General features: G+C 47.5%; 14 protein-coding genes. 6 read left to right on the top strand and 8 right to left on the bottom strand.

Going from position 1 to position 11,992, the window contains the following annotated elements:
- The coding region (locus tag JFQ59_RS07780; RefSeq protein WP_202319853.1) for a PAS domain-containing protein at positions 1-1,228 on the bottom strand (1,228 nt) is incomplete at its 3' end.
- Between the two features lie 83 nt (positions 1,229-1,311).
- On the bottom strand, positions 1,312-1,830 hold the full coding sequence (locus JFQ59_RS07775; protein WP_202319852.1) for a hypothetical protein: 519 nt from the start codon (positions 1,828-1,830) through the stop codon (positions 1,312-1,314).
- A gap of 113 nt (positions 1,831-1,943) precedes the next feature.
- Between JFQ59_RS07775 and JFQ59_RS07770 the strand changes: the two genes are divergently transcribed.
- Together JFQ59_RS07770 and JFQ59_RS07765 are read left to right on the top strand one after the other, a co-directional pair.
- The gene (locus JFQ59_RS07770; protein WP_202319851.1) at positions 1,944-2,633 is read left to right on the top strand and encodes a metal-dependent hydrolase; all 690 of its coding nucleotides are present in this window, start codon (positions 1,944-1,946) and stop codon (positions 2,631-2,633) included.
- 108 nt (positions 2,634-2,741) lie between these two features.
- Entirely contained in the window at positions 2,742-3,320 is a 579-nt protein-coding gene (locus JFQ59_RS07765; RefSeq protein ID WP_202319850.1) for a [protein ADP-ribosylglutamate] hydrolase, read from the top strand.
- 24 nt (positions 3,321-3,344) lie between these two features.
- Here the strand turns inward: JFQ59_RS07765 and hypE are convergent, their stop codons facing one another.
- Positions 3,345-4,376: a hydrogenase expression/formation protein HypE gene (gene hypE / locus JFQ59_RS07760; protein ID WP_202319849.1), complete on the bottom strand. Its 1,032-nt coding sequence runs from the start codon at positions 4,374-4,376 to the stop codon at positions 3,345-3,347.
- Positions 4,366-6,606: a carbamoyltransferase HypF gene (gene hypF, locus JFQ59_RS07755; protein ID WP_202319848.1), complete on the bottom strand. Its 2,241-nt coding sequence runs from the start codon at positions 6,604-6,606 to the stop codon at positions 4,366-4,368. Before hypF ends, hypE begins: the two co-directional genes overlap by 11 nt.
- A gap of 58 nt (positions 6,607-6,664) precedes the next feature.
- On the opposite strand from hypF, the gene hypA reads away from it, so the two are divergent.
- From hypA to hypD, 4 genes are read left to right on the top strand one after another with little or no spacing between them, the layout of a single operon-like run.
- Entirely contained in the window at positions 6,665-6,988 is a 324-nt protein-coding gene (gene hypA / locus JFQ59_RS07750; RefSeq protein ID WP_202319864.1) for a hydrogenase maturation nickel metallochaperone HypA, read from the top strand.
- A gap of 2 nt (positions 6,989-6,990) precedes the next feature.
- On the top strand, positions 6,991-7,659 hold the full coding sequence (gene hypB / locus JFQ59_RS07745; protein ID WP_202319847.1) for a hydrogenase nickel incorporation protein HypB: 669 nt from the start codon (positions 6,991-6,993) through the stop codon (positions 7,657-7,659).
- Positions 7,631-7,855 carry a HypC/HybG/HupF family hydrogenase formation chaperone gene (locus JFQ59_RS07740; RefSeq protein ID WP_202319846.1) on the top strand — a complete coding sequence of 75 codons (225 nt, stop codon included), beginning with the start codon at positions 7,631-7,633 and terminating at the stop codon, positions 7,853-7,855. The genes hypB and JFQ59_RS07740 overlap by 29 nt, the downstream gene beginning before the upstream one ends.
- Positions 7,839-8,906, top strand: a complete 1,068-nt coding sequence (gene hypD, locus JFQ59_RS07735; protein ID WP_230972375.1) for a hydrogenase formation protein HypD — start codon at positions 7,839-7,841, stop codon at positions 8,904-8,906. The genes JFQ59_RS07740 and hypD overlap by 17 nt, the downstream gene beginning before the upstream one ends.
- Here the strand turns inward: hypD and JFQ59_RS07730 are convergent.
- Genes JFQ59_RS07730 through JFQ59_RS07715 form a run of 4 tightly spaced genes read right to left on the bottom strand, consistent with a single transcriptional unit; the run spans position 8,878 to position 11,992 of the window.
- The gene (locus JFQ59_RS07730; RefSeq protein ID WP_202319845.1) at positions 8,878-9,300 is read right to left on the bottom strand and encodes a hydrogenase maturation protease; all 423 of its coding nucleotides are present in this window, start codon (positions 9,298-9,300) and stop codon (positions 8,878-8,880) included. The two genes, hypD and JFQ59_RS07730, sit on opposite strands and share 29 nt — an antisense overlap.
- On the bottom strand, positions 9,257-10,669 hold the full coding sequence (locus tag JFQ59_RS07725) for a Ni/Fe hydrogenase subunit alpha (RefSeq protein ID WP_202319844.1): 1,413 nt from the start codon (positions 10,667-10,669) through the stop codon (positions 9,257-9,259). The genes JFQ59_RS07730 and JFQ59_RS07725 overlap by 44 nt, the downstream gene beginning before the upstream one ends.
- Positions 10,666-11,592, bottom strand: coding sequence for an NADH-quinone oxidoreductase subunit B family protein (locus tag JFQ59_RS07720; protein WP_202319843.1), 927 nt, complete (start codon positions 11,590-11,592; stop codon positions 10,666-10,668). The genes JFQ59_RS07725 and JFQ59_RS07720 overlap by 4 nt, the downstream gene beginning before the upstream one ends.
- Positions 11,585-11,992: a hydrogenase iron-sulfur subunit gene (locus JFQ59_RS07715; protein ID WP_202319842.1), complete on the bottom strand. Its 408-nt coding sequence runs from the start codon at positions 11,990-11,992 to the stop codon at positions 11,585-11,587. Before JFQ59_RS07715 ends, JFQ59_RS07720 begins: the two co-directional genes overlap by 8 nt.

Genomic DNA, 11,992 nt, shown 5'->3' with positions numbered 1-11,992 from the left:
CACTTCCCGTGGCGATCTGCTGTGAAGCTGATGAAATCTGCTGCATGCCGGCATTCATCTGATTTACGGCCTCATTCGCTTCTCTGACCTGCTCTGCGGTTTCTTTCATATCCTCCGCCAGTCTTCTCACTATCTCGTTCAGTCTCTCAGCAAACTCGTTGAAAATGTCAACAGTCTCTTCAAACCTTCTGGCAACTTTAACACCCTCAATTTTTTCTGGCTTCTCCACTCTTGCACCTAAATTGCCTGACTGCAACTCCCTTATCCCGACAGTGAGAAGTTCGAGAGCCCTATCTGTGTACTCCAGTGTCTTCATAATCTCTGCCTCCTTCTCCTTAAGTTCAGTGATATCGGTGAAGAGGTCGATAACACCAACCATCTCCCCATCCACATGAACAGGAACGCAGGACACCAGAACCGGAACTTCTCTACCTGTTTTGGTTCGGGTTACTGCCTGATAGTTGATGACCGCTTTACCCGTGTCGAGAACCTTATCTGCAATTGTCCTCCCACCTTCGGTCTGGAATAATTCGGAAGGATGTTTTCCTACGATTTCCTCCGCCCTGTTGAATCCCGCAAGTTTTGCAATTTCATCGTTGGCATACTGGATTTTATGGTCCGTATTTACGTAGATCACGTAAGCGGGGAAGGGCATTTTTCTGAATACTTCCTCCACAAGTTTGAAGGCTTTTCTTGCCTCCTCTTCCTTCTGCTTGATTGGACTGATGTCCACGAAATACCCGACCATTCCCACGAGCTCTCCGTCAACACGTACAGGGGCACATGAGGTCAGGATGTGTGTTGTCCCAACATGAGATATGAGCTTTGACTCTGCTCCTTCTACAACAACACCACCTTTTTCCAGTGAAGTTTCGATGATTGTTTTCTTTCCAGCCTCCGCAAGGGTTTTTCCCGACTCTTCAAAGAAGAGTTCTGAAGGCTTACGCCCTATCACCTCATCCCTGTCCTTTTTAAGATAGTGCAGAGTGGCATCGTTTACGTATCGAAGTTTTCCATCTCTGTCAATGAAATAGATGTAAATTGGCTTGGGTAGTATTCTGAACAGCTCGTTTATGAATGCTTTTGTTTTATTCAGCTCTGCTGTTGTCTCTGCAAGCTGCTTTTCTTTCTCTGCCAAAGCTCGTTCCAGTTGACGTACCTTTTCTACGGGATCTTCAGCAAAACCTTTAATATCCTCACCATCAACACCAATACCGACCTCATTCATACCACCACCATTTTAATGTTATTTAAAGAAATTTCTTTTACATCTGTAGTTTTATTTCTGAAATACAGTTTAGAAATTTCAATTCAAATGAGCGATCTCTCCAGCCTCTCCTTCCTCTGAAGTCTCCTGACAGCCCCCATCTTAACAAGCTCGACAGCATTGGCTATCTCATACAGATCGTCCCTGTTCTTGCTCCTTATTCTGAGTCTTCTTCCAAAATCGGTAAACATGTCGAGCAGATAGGACCTTGTCACGAACCACCAGTAGAGAAGAAGCATGGAGATCAACACGAAGGTCGTGGGCATGATGAAGAAGAAAAGTGCTGCAAGAAAGTTCTTTATTCCGTATTCAAACCCGAAAAGGTACATTATCGCTGCACTGACACCCAAAATCCCTCCGGCCACCAGGAACCCCCATCTTTCCTCTTTTTTTATTTCGAGCATCTGTATTCCTGAAATGTACACCAGCTTTGAGTTTCCGTTACTCTTAAACAGAACTCTCGATTCCGTGATTTTTACATTTCCCTTCTTGACTTTCAGATCGTCATCTATCTCGTAAACCTCTGTTTCAAACAGAACCCTTTCTGGTGTCGTTAGTTCCATAGTAAAGCATGGATACTGGCTAAAAATAGTTTTTCTCACAAAAGTGAAATTTATTATCTGTGATACAAAACGTTTAAAATTCTTTACACCCAATGTGGTAGGGGGGTGTTAGAATGAAGATAACCTGGTTGGGACATGCGGCCTTTTTGCTTGAGGGTAGCATGAAGGTGCTGATCGACCCTTTTCTGACCGGCAACCCCACCGCCCCTGTTAAACCGGAGGACCTGAAGGTGGACTACATCCTAGTAACACACGGACACGGCGACCATCTCGGGGATGCGGTTGGTATTGCGAGAAGGAATGACGCCCCGATCGTCTGCATTCACGAGCTGTCGAGAATACTGGCGAAGAAGGATGTTGAGACGATGGGGATGAACATCGGCGGTACACTCAGAACAGGAAACATTGAAGTCACAATGACACCGGCTCTGCACTCTGCAGATGTTGAGGACGAAAATGGAAACATAATCAGTGCCGGCTTACCCGCAGGCTTTGTAGTTTCCATGGATGGGCTTAAAATTTACCATACGGGTGATACGGACGTATTTCTGGACATGCAGTTGATCGGCGAACTTCACAAACCCGATGTGATGCTTGTGCCGATAGGCGACTACTACACCATGGGAATCGATGGGGCCGTGAAGGCCCTGGAACTCGTAAGGCCCAAGGTGGCAATACCCATGCACTACAACACCTTCCCGCTTGTGGAGAAGGACCCAGCAGAATTCAAGAAGGCTGTTGAGACCAGAGGTCTTAACGTGAAGGTCGTGATCCTGAAACCCGGAGAGAGCTACGAGCTTTAACCTATTTTTCCATATTCAGTCAGCAGTAAAGGTCCGATTGTATTCATGACTTTTGAAATCCTCTCCCTTCAGAATGAATATTTTTATAACTTCCGTCGAATCTGATATATGGAGGTGCTGGTCGTACTGAATGTAGACGGCATAACATTAAAGCTTGTTCAGGGAGACATTACGCAGTATCCTGCCAGAGCCATCGTTAATGCAGCCAACAAGAGGCTCGAACACGGTGGTGGTGTCGCATACGCAATTGCAAAGGCCTGTACAGGTGATGCGGGTAGATACACGGAGATAAGCAAGAATGCGATGAGGGAGCAGTTTGGAAGAGATTACATAGAACACGGTGAGGTGGTTGTCACTCCGGCGATGAGGCTGGAGGGAAGGGGAATAAAGTACGTTTTCCACACGGTTGGACCGATATGCGGTGGAAAATGGAACGAAGAACTGAAGAATAAACTTTTCAGGGCATTTTTCGGTCCACTGGAGAAGGCCGAGGAAATGGGCGTAGAGTCAATAGCCTTCCCGGCTGTAAGCGCAGGGATCTACGGCTGCGATTTGGAGAAAGTTGTTGAAACTTTTCTCGAGGCCGTGAAGAGCTTTAAAGGCTCGTCCGTTAAGGAGGTGGCACTCGTAATCTACGACAGAGAGTCTGCCGAGAGAGCCCTAACTGTTTTCAGGAAACATGTTTAAAATTTTTAGACCATTTAAGATGGACTAGCAGACCCTCGGAATTGGATCCGAAACGGGTTGCGGTACAACCCTACTCGTCCCGGCAGAAGTTTCAAGAACGACCTCTCTGAACTCATCTGTAGCGTAACCGATTATTTCAGCATCCTTTTGCCCTGCTTTTTTCAGAGCTTTAAGAATGTCATCAGCCATCTCTGGAATAACACCAAAAACAACCTTTCCCTCGTTGGCCATGGTCAGCGGATCGAGTCCCAGCAGCTCACAGAAACTCTTTACTTCATCCTTTATCGGGATTCTATCCTCGTAAACCTTTATCCCCACACCGCTCTTTTCCGCCATCTCATTAAGTGCGGCTGCCACCCCTCCTCTCGTTGGGTCTTTCATCGCCGAAATACCGCCGGTACTCAGAGCCTCCTTCACAAAGGTCCAGACTGGAAAAACGTCAGACTGAATACCATGATCGAAACCAATTCTCCTGGCCATGATGGCCGAACCGTGTTCGGCTATGCTCCCGCTGAGTATCACCGCATCTCCATTTCCGAGCCCCCTATCCCGAACCCATGTGAACGGGTACTCTCGATAGCTTCTCAGTACTTCAAGATTCTTATCCAAGAACGGGTTTCTCATCCCTATCCCTGACGTATTTGCGATTATTCCAACATTCGCCTCAACGACCTTTGTGTCCCCGGTTATTATGCTCACACCCACTTTACCGCACGCATCACTGATGTCACTCATGATTCTGTCAAAAATTTCTGTTGAGAATCCATCCTGAATAACCAGAGCAAGAGACATGAACTTCGGCTCGGCTCCAACCACGGCGAGATCATTGCAGGTCCCGAAAATTGCCAGACTTCCTATGCTACCCCCGGGAAAAACTGGTGGGTCCACCACATACGAGTCCGTTGTTAAGACAGAGGTTTCGTTGAAATCTGCGGAATCCTCCATTTCGGCAAGTTCTATCTCACATACTCTTGAATTGATCTTTGAAAACACGTGTTTCCTCAGAAATTCATTCATGTATCTTCCTCCAGCCCCATCCTCCTTCCTAATCATCATCTCCCTCCAGAATTTTGAGCGAGTAAAGCTGCCCGATACTTATACCATTATCCCCCGCCGGGAATGCTGACGGAACAATGATGTCCGGTAGTTCCCTTTTCAGTATTTCCGTGAAGTGGCGGTTGTAGGCAACCCCTCCGCAAACGATTACAGGACAGTCAACGGCAAACTCAGCAGCTATGGTGGCAAATCCGGAGGCCAGATAAGCGAAGATTTCATAGGCTATTTTACTCCTTTTCTCCCCCCTTAGGTATCTTTCCGTGCATTCTCCAAAAAAATCCCTTACCTTCAGAACCCTGACCTTCCCACTTCTGCCCTCCGGTTTGAAGGGGGTTTCGAACTTGGCCCTCTCAACTGCCGTGTCTACTTCCACCTCAACCCCAAGATCGTATTTTTCGGCTGCAGCCTCAAGTTTCATTGCCGGTTCGCCTTCATAAGTGCGTTCTGTACATATCTCAAGCATTGCGGATGCGGCATCCAGAAATCTGCCAGCCGAGGTGGTCTTTACGGCATACGGGAGAAGTTTGAGGAGTGAGTGCACATCTTCGTACCTGGAGTAATGATCAAGAAGTTCAGGCCTCTCTGAAAGAAGAGATACAAGTATTCTTACAGGTCTCATTGTTGCTGCATCACCCCCAATCAGCTCAAAGCTCTCCAGTCTGCCAACCCTTCTGAACTCTCCTCCCTCAATATCGATGTACAGAACCTCTCCACCCCACACGCTGCCATCCATACCGTAACCAACTCCATCAACTGCAATTGCAACGGCATTTGATAGCTTCTTTTCGGCCATTACCGAGAGAGCATGGGAAAAATGGTGCTGAACTCGGATATGCCTTGCGTTGAGTTTTTCAGCGAGCTTTTCAGCAAACATGGTGGTGTTGAAGAGAGGGTGCATGTCCGAAACCACATTATCGACTTCCTTCATCCTAAAAAACCTCAGGAAGAAATCAACGGTTTTTTTGAAAAATTCGCTGTAAGTTTTGAAGTTATACGTATTGCCAATATACTGCGACACAACAGCTTTTCCCTCTCTCAGAACTGCTATGGAGTTGTAAAGCTCTGCCCCCACAGCCAGAGCATAACCCTTAACATCCATATTCAGGGCCTTTGGCACAAATCCTCTCGACCTCCTCACAATCATTCTGGTTCCTGCGCAGAACTTGACAACGGAATCATCGACTCTGTTTGAAATCTTCAGATTGTGAACCAAATAACCGTCCAGATCAAGATTGAATACGCCCTCATCGATATACATGGGCTCTCCAGGAAGATTTGCCGAAGTCATAACCATAAAATCGACTTTCATGTTTGAGAAAAGTAGATAATGCACGGGAGCATAGGGGAGCATCATTCCAACAGTATCAAGTCCCGGCGCCACCTCTTTAAAGATCTCAGGCTCTTTTTTTCTCAGGACGACGATTGGCCTTTCGATGCTGCTCAGCTCATCTCTCTCATCCTCACCAACTATGGAAACGCTTTCAATTGCGTTAATGTTTCTGGCCATTACGGCAAAGGGCTGCTGCGGCCTTTTCAGGATTCTTCTGAGCTCTGCCACGGTTTCGTCCTCCGTCAGACAGGCAATATGGTATCCACCAATGCCCTTGATCGCTATTATCTCTCCACTCTCGATGGCTTCAGAAGCTTCCTCTATTCCACCTCTCTCCCCATTTCTACCCATAAATCGATAATTCGGACCACAGCTTCCGCACGCAATTGTCTGGGCATAGTACCTTCTGTCGTTCACGTTTTTATACTCACCTCTGCATTCTTCACACATCGGAAATTCTCTGAGGCTTGTATTTTCTCTGTCGAATGGTAGATTTTCCACAATTGAAAATCTCGCTCCGCAATCGGTGCATGATATGAACGGATAAAGGTACCTCCTGTCTTTTTGGCTGAAAAGTTCTTTGAGACAGTTCCCACAAACAGCCATGTCCGGCGGTGGTAGAGAAAGGGTGCTTTTCCCTCCACTCGGGAGTATCTCAAACGATTCCGGAAGAGGACAGTTAATTTTCGTAACCACCACATCATCAATTTTAACCGCCGGCGGAGTCCTGTCTCTCAGCATCCTTATCAGTGAATCCGGATCTCTGTCCACCACAATCTCAACCGATCCATCGCCCGTGTTTTTGACGTAACCACGGAGTCCAAGATTCAATGCAATTCTGTGGACAAAAGGACGAAAGCCGACGCCCTGAACTGTCCCCCTAACCGTGATTTTGAACATTCAGTCATGATGGTGGAAAACTTTTTAAAAATATTGCGAAATGGCTTATGTGCATGAAATGAGCTTCGCTGAGGCAGTGGTCAATCATGCTCTCAGGTTTGCTGAAGAAAAGCGGGCAAAGAGAGTGCTGTCGGTAAAGATAACTGTGGGAGAACTGCTTATGATCAATCCGGAACAGCTCGAATTCTGTTTCAGGATTGCCAGTAAGGGAACTCTGCTGGAGGGTGCCGAACTCGATATCACGGTAAAAAAAGCCGATATCAAATGCACCGTTTGTGGAAAAGAGCTCGATAAAGATGTCCTGATATGCGAGTGCGGCGGATTTGCCAATGTCAGAGGGGGTAAGGACTTCATTCTTGATAGGGTAAGTTTGGAGGTGTGAATATGCATGAGTATGAGCTGAAACACGATCTTATGGCTGAGAACAGAAAGCTCGCACAGAAAAACAGGGATCTAATCAGGAAAAATGGTATGGTTGCGATAAATTTAATGGGGGCAATAGGATCCGGTAAAACCCTGCTAATAGAGACAACGGTGAGAGAGCTTGGTGAAGAAATCAATATCGGAGCGATACTGGGAGACGTCGTGTCGAGGGCAGATTACGAGAGGGTCAGGAGGCTGGGTGTAAAGGCGGAGGCCATAAGCACAGGCAAAGAGTGTCATCTCGATGCCCATATGATACATCACCGGATCAAAAATTTCAGCGATGTTGATCTTCTGCTAATCGAAAACGTTGGAAATCTCATCTGTCCGGTCGATTTCGATCTTGGAGAGAATTTTAGAGTTGTTATGGTCAGCGTTACCGAGGGAGACGACGTTGTTGAGAAGCATCCCGAAATCTTTAGACTGGCAGATGTCGTGATCATCAACAAGGTGGCCCTTGCAGAGGCGGTCGGTGCAGATGTAAAGAAGATGAGATCTGACGTGAGACTGATTAACCCAAGGGCAAGGTTGATTGAGATGGATCTGAAGGAAGGGATCGGAGTAGATGAGTGGCTGAGGTTTGTAAGGGATGTGGTGAAAAATGTGTCTGGCAATTCCGGGAAAAATTGAAAAGATCAGCTACCCCACCGCTGTGGTCGATTTTAAAGGTCTCAAAAGGGAGGTCAGGATTGACCTGATTGAGGACTTAAATGTGGGCGATTTTGTACTGGTCCATGTTGGTATGGCAATACAGAAAGTGGATGAGGAAGAGGCCAAAAAAACGTGGGAGTTGCTCGAGAGGATCGCAGATGAAACCGGTTATTAAGCTTGCAGAAAAAATAAAGAGGGTGGCAGAGGATCTGGACGAGGTAAGGCTGATGCACCTCTGCGGTACCCACGAGGATACCATCACCAGATACAATCTCAGATCACTGCTTCCACCAAACATCAGGCTGCTCAGCGGTCCCGGATGTCCGGTGTGCATAACGCCAGATGAGGATCTTCAAATGGTGATGCATCTGCTTGGAAATGAGAAAATAATTCTCACGACCTTCGGGGATATGATGAGGGTTCCTTTTGAAGGCAGGACTCTGTTCACCATGAGGTCAGAAGGCTACGATGTTAGGATGGTCTACAGCATTTTCGATGCGGTGAAACTGGCCAAGTCCACATCAACTCCGGTTGTACATTTTGCTATAGGCTTTGAAACGACAATGCCTTCAACAGCAATCGCTCTGAGAGACAGAGTAGAAAACTTCTACGTGTTCTCGTCTCATCGGTTTTTCATACCGGCAGTTCACACACTGGCCGAGGGGATAAAGGTTGATGGATTCATAAATCCCGGACATGTTTCAACAGTTATTGGTGTGAAACCCTACGAGGAAATTCTGAAAAAGTTCGGAATTCCGCAGGTCATAGCCGGATTCGATCCTGAGGATGTGATGCTCTCCATATACCTGCTCCTTGAATGCATCAGAGATGGCAAGATGGAAATCGTGAACGAATACACCAGAGCAGTTAGATATGAGGGGAATGTGGCAGCCATTAACGCCATAAACGAGACTTTTGATCGTGCTGACTGGGCGTGGAGGGGGCTCGGTACTGTCAGAGAAAGTGGCGGAGCGATAAACAGGAAGTATGAGGATCACGATGCAAGAAAGTTTTTTGAGGACACTTTCAAGGACTTTCAGCCAAAGGAGGATGCAAAAAAGAGAGCCTGCAGGTGTGGAGACGTGCTTAAAGGTGTCATAACCCCGGATAAGTGTCCCCTCTTTATGAGGGTTTGTAACCCCAGAAATCCCGTTGGTGCATGCATGGTAGGGTTTGAGGGTACCTGTAACATCTGGGCTACCTCCAGCACAGTTCGTACTCGATGATGTCCAGCACAGTATCAAGAGCCTTTCGGACACTCCCCGTTTGATTCGATACGCTGCATATCTCGATGCCTATGATCGTGATCTCGGGCAATCTGGTAAATTCCCTGCCCAGAAGCAGAGACTCAGCCAGTCCTATTGAATGCGATCCGGTAATTCTCCTGGCCTTCAGATCATCAATGCCAAAAACATGGACGGTTCCCGGATTTTCACCGAAGATGGAATCCACTATAACAGCCCGATCATACTCGCAAATCAGATCAACCAGTTCAAGTGATGTCGTGTGCAGAATTGCAACATCAATATGAAAGAGCTTAGCTGCGGCTTCTGCGGCCCTTATGCCAGCAGCATCATCACCGAGATACGGATTGCCTATTCCAACCAGAATCTTCCTCATAGTTTCTCAATACCTTCACGAGTTCCCCATCCCTGTAGATCTCTATTTCTAGAGGGAGTATACCGTTTATAGCATGTGTCGCACACGCCATGCATGGGTCAAAGGCCCTGATTGCCACTTCAATTTTTTCTGCAAGATTTTCCGAATCTCCATACTTCTCGGCGATCTTCTTAACAGCCATACTTATCGCACCAACATTCTGAGTTGTAGCAACCACCAGGTTTGCATCCCTCACCGCCCCCCTGTCATCAGTGGTGTAATGGTGGATCAGTGTTCCCCGGGGAGCCTCAACTATCCCCACACCCTCTCCGGAAATCTTCTCGGGATCATTTTGCAGATCCCCACTCACATACCCCTGAATCAGCTCCGTCAACCTTTCAGCAGCATGAATAATTTCCACCGCTCTTGCTAGGTGGTTGAACATGATACTGTCGGTTGGATGGTCTGAAATCCTTTCAAGAACCTCCCTCGCTTTGGGCGTTAGCTTTCCTAGACGAACTCTGGACTGGGGGCCAACAATGTAAAATGGCGAATCGTCCCCGTCTTCAAACTCCCGCCAGCCAAATTTTCTGAGATACGGTATCTTGCTGTAACTCCAGGGGACAACCCTTTCAGCGATGACGCCGATGTAATCCTTTCCGGAAAACCTCTCGATTTCATTCCCCTCTTGATCCTTAACGACCTGAAATCCATCGTATAGGTTCAGCGCTCCCGACCTATCAACGGTTCCCATTAGCTTCAGACCCAGCCTGCATCCCTCATCAAAACTCAGCGCTCCCTCAACCACATCCGCAACCTTCAATCCAAGATCGACAAGCTCATAGGAGTACTTCTCTATCTGTGCAATCTCATCACCGCTTACACCTTTCGTCCAACCTCCGGGGACATACGCAACCGGGTGAATGTTTCTACCACCGAGAATCTGAAGAATCTTAACAGCATATCCCCTTTTTCTGAGCAGCTCTCTCCCCAGATCTCCAAGCTTTTTAACTACTCCAAATATGCTTCTCTCCTCCGGAGAGAGGAAATCCGGGAGAGCCAGAGCCAGCAGAGACACGGTGTGGTCTTCGATGAAATGTGCGCACAGCATCATCTCCCTAATTGTTCTTGCTGTATCGGTTGCTTCAACGCCAAAAATCTGATCTCCCGCCTTTGCAGCAGCTATGAAGTGGACCGCTCTGCAAATGCCACATACAGTCGAAACGACTCTCGGAACCTCTTCCATCGGCATACCCGTGAGGATTTTTTCGTATCCCCTGAGTTCAGTTGCCTGAAAGAACACTCTCTCCACCTTCCCGTTGTGGTCAAAAAATATGGTTACCTTACCGTGCCCTTCAATCCTCGAGACCGGATTAATTTCGATCCTCATTCTATCTCCCTCACGTGATACTTTCTAACCCTTCCGGGAATCGTTGCTGATGCCATGGAATAAAGGTAGATCAATTTCGCAATGGTGTGATAGTTTGACCCCAGCTCCTCAACTCCCTTTTCATCCAGAAGGAGTGAGAGCATGTCCACGATTTTCGCACCGTAATCACTCACTGCAGGCAAAGGTCCTCCGCATCCCCTGCATGGCGTGTTTACTTTCGGACACGATGCCCCGCAATCGCCCTGTGTGGCCGGTCCAAAGCATAAAATGCCTTTTTTCAGGAAACATTCTCCCGACACGATTTTTGTGAACCTCCCTGCGCCCTCCATACCATCTCCAAGTTCGTACGGGCAGGACTCACACACAGCCCTTGCAGTCGTTATCCAGCCCACCTCGCCACCGATTATCCGGCTTACGGCATCTTCTATTTGACCGGGTGTTGGGGGACAGCCGCCGATGTAACAGTCCACTTCAACGATCTGATCAACCGCCCTGACATTTTCATAAAATTCCGGCAGCGTTAACTCGTACTTGCCGTCAACAAAGACTGTTTTTTGAGGAATTATTGATTCCGGATTGTCAGTGGTGGTGCCCTTTCTGAAAACCCCCTCCAGAATTTCATCCTTTGAGTGCAAGTTTGCCAGTCCCGGAACCCCTCCACACGCTGCACATATGCCGAACGCTACAAGCACATCACTCTTTCTTCTAAGCTCTCTCACAATTCTTTCCTGCTCATCCAGCCTCACACCCCCCTCTACAAAAGCTATGTCCACCTCCGGGATTCTACCATATTTTCCATCCCCAAGAGTCGGAGAAGCCCAGATCACCCTGAAGTTAAGATCTGCCAATCTATCGCCCAGATCGAGCAAGGAGAGCTCACATCCAGAACAACCAGCCGCAAGATATATCGCAACGTCAACCATCCGAATACCTCCTAATGGGGTTCGATCCCAGTTTCTTTATTTTTCTGTCAAATTCTTCCGCAAATTCAACAAATCTTCTTGCATCTGCGCTGGAAACCTGCAAAAACTCTACTCTTCCGGATTCAATACCAAACTCCGGAAGTATTCTTTTCAGAATCGCAATCCTTTTTCTGGCGATTCTGTTCCCCATTCTGTAGTGGCATTCAGCAACAGGACAGCCTGCCACAAAAACACCGTCTGCGCCATTCAACAGAGCTTGAAGGATAAATTCTGTCTCCACCCTTCCGGAGCACGGTACGCGTATTAGCTTAATGCTCTCAGGATACTCCATTTTCATACTCCCTGCCAGATCAGCAGCCTGGTAAGCGCACCACTGACAGGCAAAACCCACAATATTCAT

Source organism: Archaeoglobus neptunius, from assembly GCF_016757965.1.
GTDB lineage: Archaea > Halobacteriota > Archaeoglobi > Archaeoglobales > Archaeoglobaceae > Archaeoglobus > Archaeoglobus neptunius.
This window is presented reverse-complemented; position numbering and strand designations above follow the sequence as displayed.